Here is a 14439-nt window from a genome sequence, read left to right as displayed (position 1 = left end):
CACCCCGCTTTCGAAAGGAACGACATGTACTCCATCGGTCCGCTGACCGTCGCCCCCGGCGAGCGCGCCCAGGGCCTCATCCCGGTCGGCACCAGCACCTACGGCGTGGACCTCGGGCTACCCGTGATCGTCGTCAACGGTACCGAGGACGGCCCGGTGCTCTGCGTCGACGCGGGTGTGCACGGCGACGAGTACGACGGCCAGGAAGCCATCCGCCGGGTCCTCGCCGAGACCGATCCGGCCGGCCTGCGCGGCACCCTGGTCGGCATCCCCTGCATGAACACCCCGGCCTTCGAGGCGGCCGCTCGCACGAGCGGCCTGGACCATCTCAACCTCAACCGCATCTTCCCGGGCGACGCGGACGGCTCGTACTCCCTGCGCCTGGCCGCCACCTTCGTCGAGCAGGTCGTCCCGGCCATCGACGCCCTGGTGGACCTGCACACCGGCGGCACCTTCGGGGAGATCGCTCCGCTCGCCATCCTCCAGGGCGGCTACGAGGAACTGGCCACGGACCTCGCCCTCGCCGCCGGTCACGAGCTGGTCTGGAAGGGCGGCAAGTGGGGCGGCACGGTCCGCCACCCCACCCTCGCGGCGGGCAAGCCCGCCATCACCATCGAGGCCGGCGGCGGCACCTACCGCGAGGCCACCGTCGAACTGCACATCGACTCCGTCCGCAACATCATGCGCCAACTCGGCATGACCGACGGCGAGGCGAAGCTGCGCGACAGCTACACGACGGTCTCCGGAACCTTCGCCCGCTCCGCCGCCGGCGGCTTCTTCCTCGGGCACGCCGCGCCGGGGGAGACCTGCAAGGAAGGCGATCTGATCGCCCACATCGTCGACCACTACGGCAACACGCTGGAGGAGGTCCGCGCCCCCCAGGACGGCATCGTCCTCTGGGTCCGCCGGATCCGCACCGTCCGCCCCGGCGACGAGGTCGTCATCTTCGGCGAGGTGCAGGGGGAGATCCGCCCGTGAGCGACGACACCCGGCTCCTTCTCGTTGACGGAAAGCAGGTCCCGGCCGCCGACGGCCGCACCTTCACCGTCCTCGACCCGTCGGACGGCACGGCCCTCGCCGAAGTGGCGCTGGCCGGTGCGGCGGACGTGGACCAGGCGGTGGCGGCGGCCCGGGCGGCCTTCACCGCACCCGAGTGGGCGCGGATGCGCGCCGCCGACCGGGGGCGGCTGCTGAACCGCATCGCCGCGGCGATCCGCGCCGACGGCGATCGGCTGGCCCGACTGGAGAGCCGGGACGTCGGCAAGCCGCTCAGCCAGGCCAAGGCCGATGTCGAGGCCGCCGCCCGCTACTTCGAGTTCTACGCGGGCGTGGCCGACAAGCTCGGCGGCTCCACCATCCCGCTCGGCGCCGGTCTCCTCGACTACACCGTCCGCGAGCCGATCGGGGTCTCCGGCCAGATCATCCCGTTCAACTACCCGCTCCAGAACACCGCGAGGGGCTCGGCGCCGGCACTGGCAGCGGGCTGCACTGTCGTACTCAAACCCTCCCCCGAAGCACCCCTGACCCCGCTGGAGATCGGCCGTATCGCCCTCGAATGCGGCCTCCCGCCAGGGGTGTTGAACGTCCTGCCCGGCGACGGCGAAACGGGCGCCGCCCTCGCCGGACACCCGGGCATCGACCAGGTCACCTTCACCGGTTCGGTGCCGACCGGCATCAAGGTCGCCCAGGCGGCGGCGGCCAATGTGGTGCCCGCGGTCGTGGAGCTGGGCGGCAAGTCACCCGTCGTCGTCTTCGCCGACGCCGACTTCGACCTGGCACTGGGCGCCGTGGCGGGCTCCGCCTTCGGCAACGCCGGACAGACCTGCTCGGCCGGCACCCGGATCCTGCTCCAACGCGGCGCCGAGGAATTCCTCGACAAGCTGGTCGCCCATGCCGCCTCGCTGCGACTGGGCCCCGGGCTGGCCGACTCCGACGTCGGACCGCTGGTCGCCGCCCGCCAACGCGACCGCGTGCAGGGCTACTTGGACCTGGCCCGGCAGGAGGGCGCCGACGTGCGCACCGGCGGTCGCGCCCCCGTCGACCCCGCGCTCGCCGACGGCTACTACATCGAGCCGACCGTCCTCACCGGCCTGACGAACCAGGCCCGTTGCGCCCGTGAGGAAATCTTCGGCCCCGTCGTCACGGTCATCGACTTCGACGACGCCGAGGAGGCGCTGGAGATCGCCAACGACACCCCGTACGGCCTGTCCTCCTACGTCTGGACCCGCGACATCAACCAGGCACTGCGCATGGCGGAGGGCATCCGGGCCGGCCAGGTCTACGTCAACGCCACCGGCGTCGGCACGGGCGTGGAACTCCCCTTCGGCGGCTACAAGCACAGCGGCTGGGGCCGGGAGAAGGGCCTTGAGGCGCTGGCGAGTTACACGCAGACCAAGAACGTCTGCATCGGGTTCGGTTCATGAGGTACCGCACGCTCGGCGAGCGGGGGCCGGCCGTCTCGGTGGTCGGCCTCGGCGGCAACAACTTCGGCTCCCGCCTCGACGAGGAGGGCACCAAGGCAGTTGTGCACGCGGCCCTCGACGCCGGGATCACCCTGTTCGACACCGCCGACATGTACGGCGGATTCGGCTCGGGCGACGGCTCGCGTGGGGACGGCGAGCGGCTGCTGGGCGCGGCACTCAAAGGCCGGCGGGACGGGGTCGTACTCGCCACCAAGTTCGGCATGGAGATGGGACCGGACGCCGACCGCCACGGCCCGCGGGGCGCCCGCCCCTACATCCGCCACGCCGTCGAGGAGTCGCTGCGCCGCCTGGGCACCGACCGGATCGACCTGTACCAGTACCACGAGCCGGACGGCCTCACCCCGCTGGAGGAGACGGTCGCCGCCCTGCGCGAACTCGTCGACGAGGGCAAGATCGGGTACGTCGGCTGCTCCAACATCCCGGCCGAGCAGCTCTCCGAGGCGTTCGTGTCCACCCAGGCCCGCTACCACCTGCTCGACCGCGGCGCGGAGGTCGACCTGATCCCCGCCTGTCTGCGCCACGGGCTCGGCCTGCTCCCTTATTACCCCCTGGCCAACGGCCTGCTCAGCGGCAAGTACCGGCGTGGTGAACAGCCGCCGGCCGGCAGCCGCCTGTCCTGGCGGCAGGGCTGGCTGACGGACGAGGCCCTCGACCGGGTCGAGGCACTCACCGCGTTCGGCGCAGAGCGAGGCCTGACCCTCCTCCAGGTCGCGGTGGGCGGACTCGCCGCCCTGCCGGCCGTCGGTTCCGTCATCTGCGGCGCCATGACCCCCGACCAGGTCACCGCCAACGCGGCGGCGGCCGACTGGATCCCCGACCCGGCCGACCTGGCCGCACTCGACGCGATCGTCACCCCCGGCGACCGCGTCGTCTGAAGCTCTCAACTCCCCCTGAGAACCCGCGCAAACTCCCCCTGAGAACCCGCGAATCGAGGCTGAACTTCATGCGAGAGATCGTCACCTTCGACGCCTACGGCACCCTGATCGACTTCCAGCTCGGCCCCACCACCCTGAAGGTCCTCGCCGACCGCCTTGACCTGGACAACCTGGACGTCGACGAGTTCCTCGACGACTTCCGCGTGATGCGCTTCCAAGCCGTCCTGGAGGCGTACCGCCCCTACCACGAGGTCCTGCACTCCAGCCTGGAGATGGCCATGCGCCTGCACGGCTTGGAGTACCGAGAATCCGACGGCGACGCACTCGTGGAAGCCGTCCCCACCTTCGGCCCGTTCCCCGAAGTCCCGGACGCGCTGCGGGCGTTGAAGAGCAAGTACGAGATCGCCATCATCTCGAACACCGAGGACCGCCTGATCGCGCGGAACGTCGAGAACATCGGCGTCGAGTTCGACCACGTCATCACCGCCGAGCAGGCGGGGGCGTACAAGCCGGACCGCCAGACCTTCGAGCACGCGTACAAGACGATGGGCGTCGAGCCGTCCCAGGTCATCCACACCGCCCAGGGCTGGGAGTACGACCTCATCCCGACCCGCGACCTCGGCCTGAAGCGCCGCGTGTGGATCAACCGCTACGGCCGCCCCGGCAGCGCGGACTACCAGCACTACGACGAGCTGCCCGACCTCTCGGGCCTGCCGGCACTGCTCGGCTGCTGAACCTTCGTACGAAACAGAGGACGCACGCCATGAAGCAGATCCCCTACTGGCTCGACACCGCCCCCGCTCTGCCCGACCGCTCGGGAAAGGACCTGCCCGACGAGGCGGACGTGGTGGTCGTCGGCGGCGGCCTCACCGGCCTGTCCACCGCCTACCACGCCGCGCGCAAGGGCGCCCGGGTCGTTCTCGTCGAGAAGGACAAGGTCGGCTCGGGCGCCTCCGGCCGCAACGGCAGCATGTGCACCCAGGGCATCACCATCGGTGTCGGCGAGGCCCGCAAGCGCTACGGCCAGGAACGGGCCCGTGAGTTGTACGACGCCTTCCGCGAGGCGGTCGACGTCGTCGAGGAGCTGACGCAGAAGGAGCAGATCGACTGCGACTTCCATCGCGCCGGCCGGCTGGGAGTGGCCTACAAACCGCAGCACTTCGAGGCGATGAAGGCCACCCAGCGCGATCTGGCGGAGAACTTCGACCACCACACCACGCTGCTCTCCCGCGGTGAGCTGAAGTCGGAACTCGGCTCGGACTACTACCACGGCGCCCTGCTCGATCCGCTGAGCGCCGCCCTGCACGTCGGCAAGTACGTCCACGGCCTCGCGGACGCCGCCGAGCGAGCCGGCGCCGAGATCCACGAGCGCAACGCGGCCACCGGCCTCACCCGGCTCCCCGGCGGCGGATTCCTGGTCGAGACCCTGCACGGCACCATTCGCGCCCAGCAGGTCATGGCCGCCACCGACGCCTACACCGACAAGGCGCTGCCGTGGTTCCGCAAGCGGCTGATCAACGTCGGCAGCTTCATCATCGTCACCGAGCCGCTGGGGGAGGAGCGTGCCCGCGAGCTGATCCCCAAGGCCCGCCTGGTGGTCGACTCCAAGAACATCGGCCACTACCTCCGTCTTACCCCCGACAACCGTCTCGCCTTCGGCGGCCGGGCCCGCTTCGCCCCGTCCAACCCGGCCTCCGACGTCAAGAGCGGAGACATCCTGAAGCGGGAGATGGCGGAGATCTTCCCGCAGCTGTCCGACGTGCGGATCGACTACGTCTGGGGCGGCACGGTCGGCTTCTCCTGGGACCGTCTCCCGCACGCGGGCGAGGCCGACGGGGCCAAGGGCCTCTACTACTCCATGGGGTACTGCGGCCACGGCGTCCAGATGGCCTCCTACATGGGCCGCGCGGTCGCCGAGATGATGGACGGCAAGCCGGAGGCCAACCCCCTGCGCGACCTCGGCTTCCCCAAGGTCCCCGTCCCCTTCTACAACGGCACTGCCTGGTTCCTGCCGTTCGGCGGCGCCTACTACAAGGCCAAGGACCGCCTGAGCTGAGTCCGCCCAGGCAACGGCGACGGCCCAGGGGCCTTCCGCGTCCGTCACGGAAGGCCCCGCCCGACCTGGTCCAGGGGCACAGCGACACCGTCCGGATCGCCTGCTTCGGCCTCGTTGAAGCCGGGGGGCAGGGTGCACTGAGCCGCTTGCCGGACGGGTCGCCTCAGCTGCCGGGCGCCGGGCCGCTGCTGCGCCGGACGACCAGGTCGACGGGGACGAGTGACTCGGGCCGGGGCGGCTCGACGGAACCGTCGATGCGGTTCAGCAGCAGCCGTAGGGAGCGGGTGCCGATCTCCGCGAAGTCCGTGCGGACCGTGGTCAGCGGCGGGAGCAGGTGCGCGGCCTCCGGGATGTCGTCGTAGCCGACGACGCTGACCTCGCCGGGGACGGAGCGGCCCGCTTCGTGGAAGGCGTGCAGGACGCCGAGGGCCATCTGGTCGTTGGAGACGAACACCGCGGTGACGTCCGCCCGCTGGGCCAGGCGGCGGCCCAGGTGGTAGCCGGAGTCGGCGCTCCAGTCGCCGACCAGTGGCTCGGGGATCTGCGCACCGGCCGCCTCCAGCGTCGAGCGCCAGCTGGTCAGCCGGTGGTCGGCGGAGGTCCAGCCGCTCGGGCCCGCGATGTGCCACACGGTCGAGTGACCGAGCTGCAGCAGGTGTTCGGTGGCCTTGCGGGCGCCGGCCCGCGAATCGCCCGTGACCTGCTCGGTCTCGGTGTCGAAGCCGTTCTCCAGCACCACCAGCGGGGTGTCGAGGTGCGTGTCCGCGAGCGCCTTGCCCACCCACAGCTGCGGGGCGATGGCGATCACCCCGTCCGCGCCCTCGGCCGAGAGCCGGTCGACGGCCTCGACCACGGTGTCGTGCTCGGCCGTGTCGAGGGCGATGGAGCTGACCAGGTAGCCCGCCTCCTGGGCCGCGGTGTTGATCGCGGTGAGGATGGCGGCCGGCCCGTAGCGGGCGGCGTCGAAGGAGATGACGCCGAGCATCCGGGTCCGGCCGCTGGCCAGCGACCTGGCACTGCGGCTCGGGCGGTAGCCGAGCGTCCGCATCGCTGCCAGGACCCCCTCGCGGGTCTCGGGACGCACGGACGGATGCTCGTTGAGCACACGCGAGACGGTCTGCTTGGAGACACCGGCCAGCCGGGCCACGTCGTCCATCACCGGACGCGAACCCGCGAAGTTCCGCCTGCTGCGCCCCTTCGGGACGGCTCCTTCGGCGGCGCTACGGGTCATGGTGGCGATTTCCTCGACATCGATACGGCGGGTACGGCGGGCCTGTCCCGCCGGCAGGACGGCCCGGCTGGACCACAGCATAGGCGGGACGGTCCCGAGGATCCGGGGGCACCGGACCCTCGGGACCAGGTCAGGCGGCGGGTCGGCCCGCCCGGACCGACCAGGAGCGGGCGGTGACCAACTCGGCGTGCGTGACGGCGGCCGTCTCCCCGGAGCTGCCCGCCTGCTCCGGCAGATGGACCGGCGCCTGCGCGTGCAGGGGCAGCACCCGCAGCCGCAGACCCTCGGCGCGCAGGGCGCCGACGGGCAGCCGGTCGAGGCCGATGTCCCAGACGCGTCCCGAGTAGAACTGGTCGGCGACGATCGTGTCGCCCAGGTACGCCCGTGCCACGTCTCCGCTCCAGTGCAGCCGCAGCAGCGTCCCGGGCGGCACGTCGTCCGGCACCTCGACGCGGTACTCGGCGGCCACGGTGTCGAAGTACTTGTCCTCCGGGGCACTCGCCCGGTTCTGCACGCCCGTCACGGTCTCGGGTGCCGGCCCGGCGGACCGCACCAGCGTGACGGAGACGCCCGTGTCGACGGCGATCGCGGACGGGACCGGGTACTGCGTGAACACCCCGTCCGCCCGCGCGCCCACCGTCACTCCGTCCACCACCGGAACCCGCTCCGGAGCGGGGAACACGGCGAAGGAGGTCGTCGCGCCCGAGCCGTGCAGTCGTACCTCCTCCTGGTCGAAGACGACACCGCCATCGCACAGCACCAGCCGCTCGGCGCCCCAGGCCACACCCCGGTAGGCGGTGCGTGCCGTGGTCGCGTCCAGGACCAGCAGGCCGACCCGTCCGCCGTCCGCGGTGTCCACCTCGACCAGGGCGTCGGTGCCGGGGCGCAGCCCGGTCACCAGCAGCCGGTCGCCGACCGGGGTGACACTCCCCGAGGGAGTGTTGACCGCCGTCACCGTGGCCGCGTCCAGGGCGAGTTCGGGAGCGATGCCGTCGGTCGCGGCCAGCACCAGGACCGTACGGCCGTCGTCCTCGACCGTGCACACCGGCTGGGCGGTGGCCCACTCCAGCCGCAGCCCGGCCACGTCGAGACGCAGCGGCCAGCAGAAGTAGGCGCCGGTCGGGATGGTGACGGGAGTGCTCGGCAGAGCCAACTCGCTGTCCGAGGAGGGGAATTCGACGGTGAACGAGGTTTCCGGGTGGTCCGGCAGCGGCTCGTGCGGCTGGTGGTTGTTGACGAACAGGAACCCCGAACCGCCGTCGGTGCGCACGGCCCATCGCAGGGTGTCCCGGTCGTGCTGGCCCTCCGGTCGCCGTTCCGGCAGTGCGGACCACATGGGCGCGATCAGATGCCCGTAGTCCGCCAACAGCAGGTGTTGAAGCCGGAGTTCGTGGTAGGTCCGGCGGTACTGGCCGTACTCGCCGAGGGGTGCCTGGAAGTCGTACGTCAGGACCGGTACGTCGTTCGGATAGCCGGTGGCGTGAGACTCCTGGAGGGTGGTGAGCTCACCGGACGGGTTCGTGCCGCCGTGGAACATGTAGAAGCCCTGCCACACCGAGCCGCAGCCGATCTTGGTGAGGCCGAGCGCGCCGATGTCGTCGGGGTCGACATACGGCCGTCGGTGGTACGACACCGCCATGCCGCCGCCCAACTCGCAGGTGGCCCAGGGGAATCGGTCCGCGAGGGCGTCGGGCTCGCCACCGCGGACGGTGGCCGGCCTCAGGTCGGCGCCGATGCCCTCGTCGTCGCGCTGGTGGGTGAAGAAGAAGTGCTTGCGGCAGGTGTCGGGCCAGCCGCCGTCCGCCTCGGTCCAGAAGGCCTCGGTGTAGCCGCCGTAGAGCGGAAGCAGTTCGTCGGGCGGGAGCCGGACACCGCCCCATGCGGTCGAGGTCCACAAGGGCGCGCTCAGACCGGCCTCTTGAGCCATCCGCTTCAGTGTCAGCAGATGGCCGGGCTGGTCGTAGAGCTCGTTCTCGATCTGGATCGCCACGATCGGGCCGCCGTGCGCCCGGTCGAGGCCGCGGAGCTGTTCGGCGATCGCCGCGAACCACGGCCGTACGGCCGCCAGATAAGCCGGGTCGTCGGTGCGGGGTGTCAGGTCGCGGGTCAGCAGCCAGTCGGGCAGGCCGCCGTTGCGGGCCTCCGCGTGGGACCAGGGGCCGATGCGCGGGATGAAGTCCAGGCCGTGCCGGGCACACAGCTCGGCGAAGCGGCGCAGGTCGCGGTCGCCGTCGAAGCGGACGCGGCCCTCGATCTCCTCGTGGTGGATCCAGATGATGTAGCTGGCGACGGCGGTGATCCCGCCCGCCTTCATCTTCAGCAGCTCCTCCTCCCACTCCACGGCCGGGTAGCGGGAGTAGTGGAACTCGCCGGAGACCGGGAACCAGGGGCGGCCGCCGCGCGTGAGCCACTGGCTGTTGATCCCGATCGGGTCGGGCACCCCGGGGGCGTCGGCGAACGGCAGGTGCCCGGCCACCGGGGCATCGTCGGGGAAGGTCGTGCGCAGGCGGTGCGGGGCCATCAGTCGTTCTCCGGTCCGAGGTCGGGAGTGTCGGTCAGCTGGGCGCGGGTGCCGGTCGTGGCGTGCAGCTCCAGCAGGACCAGTTCGTTGGGGCCAGGGCGCAGGACCGGGCCGGGTACGTACAGGGTGCGCTGCGGGCCGCGGTTCCAGTAGCGGCCGAGGTGGAAGCCGTTGATCCAGGCCTGGCCCTTGGTCCAGCCGGGCAGGGCGAGGAAGGTGTCGGCCGGGGTGTCCACGTCGAAGGTGCCCCGATGGAAGGCGGGCACGGCGTCCGTGGCGGCGTCGGACGGGCCGAACGGCACGGCGTCCAGGTCGTCCAGGGGCACGGCCCGGCACTCCCAGCCGTGCAGGGCGTCCCCCTGGAAGGACACCGGACCGAGCAGCCCCTTGGGTGCGCCGATGCGCGGTCCGTAGTTGACCCCGCCCATGTTCTCCACGAGAACCTCCAGCACGGCGCCGGCGTGCGGCACGCGTACGGGCAGCGTCTCGTCGTGGCGTTCCCGCTCCAGTACGCCGACGGAGGCGCCGTCCACGAAGACCTGGGCGCGGTCGCCGACGCCGCCCGCGAAGTGCAGCAGACCGTCGCCCGAGGCGGGAACGGTGGTGCGGTAGAGCACGTAACCCGTGTGCACCCCGAGCTCGTTCATCGTCGACGGGTCCTCCGAACGCACGGCCCCGGCCAGCCCGCGGACATACGGCAGCAGCGGTGCGCGACGGTCCAGGTCCACGTCCGTGAGCGGGAGTTTGGGACCCTTCGAAGGGGCCGGCTCGTCGGGGACCGGTGCGTGCCGGGCGATGACCTCGCGGAACGCGTGGTACTTGGGGCCGGGGTCGCCGCTCTCGGTGAGCGCGGCGTCGTAGTCGTACGACGTGATGGTGGGCTCGTAGGCGTGCTTGTGGTTGGCGCCGTTGGTGAAACCGAAGTTGGTGCCGCCGTGGAACATGTAGATGTTGACGGAGGCACCGGCGTTCAGCAGCCGGTCCAGGTCGGCCGCCGCGTCGGTCGCCGACCGCGTGTGGTGCGGTCCGCCCCAGTGGTCGAACCAGCCGATCCAGAACTCGGCGCACATCAGCGGGCCTTCGGGCTGGTGCGTGCGCAGCGCCGCCAGGTTCTCCTCGACGCGGCTGCCGAAGGTGACGGTGGCGAGCGTGCCGGGCAGGCTGCCGGTGCCCAGGTGCTCGGCGTTGGCCTGGTCGCAGGTGAACAGCAGCTCCTCGACGCCACGGGAGCGAAGAGCCTGCTCGACATGCTTGAGGTACGCGGTGTCGTCGCCGTACGCGCCGTACTCGTTCTCCACCTGTACGGCGATCACCGGGCCGCCGTTCGCGGCGAAGTGGGGCCGCAGCGGCGGCAGCAGCTGCTCCAGGTAGCGGTCGAACGCGGCCGTGAAGCGGGGGTCGCTGGTGCGCAGCGGGATGTCGTGGTCCGCCACGAGCCATGCGGGCAGCCCGCCGTCGTCCCACTCGGCGCAGATGAACGGCCCCGGGCGCAGCAGGACGTGCAGGCCCTCCTCCTGGGCCAGCCGCAGCCAGCGGGGCAGGTCGAGGAAGCCGTCGAGGACGAGCGTGCCGGGCTCGGGTTCGTGCAGGTTCCACGGCAGGTACGTCTCGACGGTGTTGAGGCCCATGAGCCGGGCCTTGCGCAGCCGGTCGGCCCACTGGTCGGGATGGATCCGGAAGTAGTGCATGGCCCCGGAGATGATCCGGAACGGCTCGCCGTGCAGGAGGAAACCGTCGGACGACGTCGTCAGTGCGGGCATGCGGGGGGCTTCCCTTCGGGTGCGGAGTACGGAGCCTTGTTGGAGAGGGTCGAGTGGGTTCAGCGAGGTCGCGTGGTGCGGATCAGCCAGAGCGTGGCGGCCAGGCACAGTGCCGACACGCCGCACAGCAGCAGCGGTACGGCACGGATCCCGGACCACTCGATGGCCTTGCCGAGCGCCGGTCCCGCGGCCACCCCGCCGATCATCGAGGCGGCGATGACCAGCGCGCCGGCCCGCCGGGCCCGCGGTGCGGCCTTGTGCAGCCAGGGCAGCCCGGTGGGGAAGATCGGCGCGATGAAGAGACCGACACCGGCGTACGCGTACGGTGCCAACTCCCGTACGGAGGCCAGCAGCAGACACACCGTCATGCCCGCACAGGAGACCGTGATGATGGTCTGCGCCGAGAAGCGCAGCGCGATCGGTGCGACCAGGAACCGGCCCACGGTCATCATCAGCCAGTAGACGGAGGTGGCGGTCGCAGCCACCCCGGCGCCGTATCCCACCGTCTCCAGATGGGTGGGCTCCCATCCGCCGACGCCCGCCTCGATGCCCACGTGCAGGACGTAGAGCGCGACGAACACGGCGAGCACCGAGCCCAGACTGCGGGCGAGGACCGGCCCGCCGGCGGCCTCGGCCCCGGCGCCCGGGCCGGGCACCCGGTCGCGTACGCCTCGCAGGCACAGCAGCAGCGGCAGGTTGGCGAGCGCGAAGGCGAGGAAGACCGCCGGGTAGTGCGCCGAGCCGACCGCGCCGATCAGCGCCGGGCCGAGGATCGCGCCCACGCCGAAGTGGGCGTTGAGGATGTTCAGCATCGCGGTCGAACGGTGGCCGAAGCCGACCGCGAACAGCTGGTTGAGGCCGTAGTCGATGCCGCCGAAGCCGAGCCCGGCGAACAGGGCCGCGGCCAGTGCGGCCGGCCAGTTCGGCGCCAGCGCGAAGCCCGCCGCGCCGATGGCCATGAGCAGGTACGAGGCGCCGAGGATCTGCCGGTTGCCGATCCGTCCGTAGAGCCGGTCGAACAGCAGCACACCGGCCACTCCGCCGACGAAGTGGGCGCTCAGCCCGAGCCCCGCGGCCGAGGGCGACAGACCGAACTCCGCGCGGAAGGCGGGGATGGCCGGACCGTACAGGGCCTGGAGCGCACCGATGAGGACGAAGCCCACGCAGGAGGCGACCACGGCGGACGAGCTGAAGACCGGGGTGTGCGGGGGTGCCTTCGTCAATGACATGGACGTTGATGTTACCGGTAACATCCGGCCCGTCAAGATCCCCGGACGGCTTCGGGGGGCGGGTGGTGCATCGAGCCGGAATTGGACTTATAGTCCAGCCTTTGGACGTGTAGTCTAGATCTCCTGCTGAGGAGAGTGAGGGCACGGTGGAAGCCGAGCGGAATGCGATCCTCGCCGCGCTGACCCCGGTCGTCGACGGGATCGCGGCGACCTTCGGCCCGGTCTGCGAAGTGGTGCTCCACGACTACCGGAACCCGGAGAAGTCGGTCGTTGCCGTCGCCGGCTCGGTGACGGGGCGCTCGGTGGGCGGGGCGATGAGCGAGATCGGCATGCGGATGCTCGCCCGGGGCGACGAGGCGGCCGACGAGCTGAACTACGTCACCCGCACGCCCACCGGGCAGCTGGTCAAGTCGTCCACGATGGTGCTGCGGGACTCGACCGGCGCGGTGTTCGGCGCGCTGTGCGTCAATGTCGACGTCACCGCGGCGAACCAGGTCCACGCCCTGCTCGGAGCGCTGGCCGGGAGCGGCACGGCAGCCGCCGAACCGCCCGTCACCACCTTCGGCGACGACATCGACTCCGTGGTCGACGCCATGCTCGACGAGCACCGGCACCGCTCATGGGCCGCACTCGACCGCGCCGGGCGCCTGGACCTGTTCCGCAGCCTCGACGAGCGGGGCGTGTTCGCGGTGCGCCGGGCGATCGAGCAGGTGGCCGGGCGGCTCGGCATCTCCCGGGCGTCGGCGTACAGCTACCTCTCCCAGTCCCGAACCAAGTCCGCTGGAGGGCACTCGTGACGACCACCACCCCGCCGGTCACCCTGGACGACGTCCGTGACGCGGCCGCCCGGCTCAAGGGCGTCGCGCACCGCACGCCGGTGCTGCGCTCGCGCACCCTCGACGCGCTGGTCGGCGCCGAGGTCTTCCTCAAGTGCGAGAACTTCCAGCGCGTGGGCGCCTTCAAGTTCCGCGGCGCCTACAACGCGGCCTCCCGGCTGACGCCGGACCAGCTGGCCCGGGGCATCGCCGCCTACTCGTCCGGGAACCACGCTCAGGCCGTCGCCCTGGCCGCCCGGGAACTCGGCACCACCGCCGTGATCGTCATGCCCGAGGACGCCCCGCGCTCCAAGCGGGACGCCACCGCCGGATACGGCGCCGAGATCGTCACGTACGACCGCTACACCGGCGACCGTGTGGCCATCGCCGAGGCCCTCGCCGCAGAGCGGGGCCTCGCGCTCATCCCGCCCTACGAACACCCGCACGTGATCGCCGGGCAGGGCACCGCGGCACTCGAACTCCTCGAAGAAACGGGGGAGTTGGATGCCCTGCTGACCCCGGTCGGTGGCGGGGGGCTGATGGCCGGCAGCTCGACGGCGGCCAAGGGGCAGTACCCGGACATCCGCACGATCGGCGTGGAACCGGAGGCCGGGGACGACACCAAGCGGTCCCTGGAGGCGGGGCGGCGCATCGGCATCCCGGTACCGAAGACCATCGCCGACGGACAGGCCCTGCACACGCCCGGCGAGCTCACCTTCTCCGTGAACCGGCGGCTCCTCGACGAGGTCGTCCTCGTGTCGGACGACGAGATCCGGGACGCGATGCGCTTCGCCTTCGAGCGACTGAAGATCGTCGTCGAGCCCAGCGGTGCCACGCCGTTGGCCGCTCTGCTCAGCGGGCGGGTGAGCCGACTCCCGCGCCGTGTCGGCGTGATCGTCTCCGGCGGAAACGTCGACGCGGACCGCTTCGCGCGGCTCTGCGCGGGCGGGGAGTGACATGGCCGGGCTCACCCGAATGGCCGTCCCGGCCGGACGGGCGGACGATGGAGTGGTGGGGCGCGGCCCCCGCCGGTGCCGCTCGCGGTGGGCGGGAGACGGAGACCGGCCCTGGCCGCGGCGAACGCGGCCGGAAGGGAGAACCGACATGTTTGAGGTGAAGACGCTCGACAAGCCGGATGAGCGCCGTGATTTCCCCAAGGGCCACCTGGAAGCGGTCCACATGACCGGACTCGACTTCGCCGTGGGCACCTTCGAGCCCGGTTGGCGCTGGTCCGAGTCCGTGGCGCCGATCGCGGGGACCAAGAGCTGCGAGGTCCACCACAACGGCTATGTCGTCCAGGGTCGCCTGCACGTCGTCATGGACGACGGCGGTGAGGGCGAACTGGGCCCCGGTGACATCTTCGTGGTGCCGCCCGGGCACGACGCCTGGGTCGTCGGCGACGAGCAGTGCGTGGTGTACGACTTCGCGGGAGGCATGGCGCAGGACTACGCGAAGGGGAAGTAGCGCGC

The 14439-nt window shown here is 71.5% G+C and carries 12 protein-coding genes; 8 read left to right on the top strand and 4 right to left on the bottom strand.

The genetic code is table 11. From position 1 onward, the window contains the following. Positions 1 to 24: 24 nt before the first annotated feature. From IG08_RS0127015 to IG08_RS0126995, 5 genes are all read left to right on the top strand, one after another. The gene (locus tag IG08_RS0127015; protein WP_030607575.1) at positions 25 to 978 is read left to right on the top strand and encodes a succinylglutamate desuccinylase/aspartoacylase family protein; all 954 of its coding nucleotides are present in this window, start codon (positions 25 to 27) and stop codon (positions 976 to 978) included. Continuing rightward, positions 975 to 2423 carry an aldehyde dehydrogenase family protein gene (locus tag IG08_RS0127010; RefSeq protein ID WP_030607569.1) on the top strand — a complete coding sequence of 483 codons (1449 nt, stop codon included), beginning with the start codon at positions 975 to 977 and terminating at the stop codon, positions 2421 to 2423. The genes IG08_RS0127015 and IG08_RS0127010 overlap by 4 nt, the downstream gene beginning before the upstream one ends. Further along, positions 2420 to 3358: an aldo/keto reductase gene (locus IG08_RS0127005; RefSeq protein WP_030607566.1), complete on the top strand. Its 939-nt coding sequence runs from the start codon at positions 2420 to 2422 to the stop codon at positions 3356 to 3358. The genes IG08_RS0127010 and IG08_RS0127005 overlap by 4 nt, the downstream gene beginning before the upstream one ends. A 68-nt stretch (positions 3359 to 3426) precedes the next feature. Further along, entirely contained in the window at positions 3427 to 4092 is a 666-nt protein-coding gene (locus tag IG08_RS0127000; protein ID WP_030607562.1) for a haloacid dehalogenase type II, read from the top strand. 29 nt (positions 4093 to 4121) lie between these two features. Next, positions 4122 to 5414, top strand: a complete 1293-nt coding sequence (locus IG08_RS0126995; protein ID WP_030607559.1) for an NAD(P)/FAD-dependent oxidoreductase — start codon at positions 4122 to 4124, stop codon at positions 5412 to 5414. Positions 5415 to 5577: 163 nt separating this feature from the next. Here the strand turns inward: IG08_RS0126995 and IG08_RS0126990 are convergent, their stop codons facing one another. From IG08_RS0126990 to IG08_RS0126975, 4 genes are all read right to left on the bottom strand, one after another. Beyond that, the gene (locus tag IG08_RS0126990; protein WP_030607556.1) at positions 5578 to 6645 is read right to left on the bottom strand and encodes a LacI family DNA-binding transcriptional regulator; all 1068 of its coding nucleotides are present in this window, start codon (positions 6643 to 6645) and stop codon (positions 5578 to 5580) included. A 130-nt stretch (positions 6646 to 6775) separates the two neighbouring features. Then, positions 6776 to 9166 carry a beta-galactosidase gene (locus tag IG08_RS0126985; protein ID WP_030607553.1) on the bottom strand — a complete coding sequence of 797 codons (2391 nt, stop codon included), beginning with the start codon at positions 9164 to 9166 and terminating at the stop codon, positions 6776 to 6778. Beyond that, complete coding sequence (locus IG08_RS0126980; protein ID WP_030607549.1) at positions 9166 to 10926, bottom strand: glycoside hydrolase family 35 protein; 1761 nt, start codon at positions 10924 to 10926, stop codon at positions 9166 to 9168. Before IG08_RS0126980 ends, IG08_RS0126985 begins: the two co-directional genes overlap by 1 nt. Positions 10927 to 10985: 59 nt before the next feature. Next, positions 10986 to 12155 carry an MFS transporter gene (locus IG08_RS0126975; RefSeq protein ID WP_030607546.1) on the bottom strand — a complete coding sequence of 390 codons (1170 nt, stop codon included), beginning with the start codon at positions 12153 to 12155 and terminating at the stop codon, positions 10986 to 10988. 146 nt (positions 12156 to 12301) lie between these two features. On the opposite strand from IG08_RS0126975, the gene IG08_RS0126970 reads away from it, so the two are divergent. The 3 genes from IG08_RS0126970 to IG08_RS0126960 all read left to right on the top strand — a co-directional run bounded on the left by IG08_RS0126970 (position 12302) and on the right by IG08_RS0126960 (position 14434). After that, positions 12302 to 12952, top strand: a complete 651-nt coding sequence (locus tag IG08_RS0126970) for a helix-turn-helix transcriptional regulator (RefSeq protein WP_030607543.1) — start codon at positions 12302 to 12304, stop codon at positions 12950 to 12952. After that, entirely contained in the window at positions 12949 to 13926 is a 978-nt protein-coding gene (locus IG08_RS0126965; protein ID WP_030607541.1) for a threo-3-hydroxy-L-aspartate ammonia-lyase, read from the top strand. Before IG08_RS0126970 ends, IG08_RS0126965 begins: the two co-directional genes overlap by 4 nt. A 148-nt stretch (positions 13927 to 14074) precedes the next feature. Then, positions 14075 to 14434, top strand: coding sequence for a cupin domain-containing protein (locus IG08_RS0126960; RefSeq protein WP_030607538.1), 360 nt, complete (start codon positions 14075 to 14077; stop codon positions 14432 to 14434). Positions 14435 to 14439 lie beyond the last annotated feature (5 nt).

The sequence above is a fragment of the Streptomyces fulvoviolaceus genome (genome assembly GCF_000718165.1).
Classification (GTDB): Bacteria; Actinomycetota; Actinomycetes; order Streptomycetales; family Streptomycetaceae; genus Streptomyces; species Streptomyces fulvoviolaceus.
This window is presented reverse-complemented; position numbering and strand designations above follow the sequence as displayed.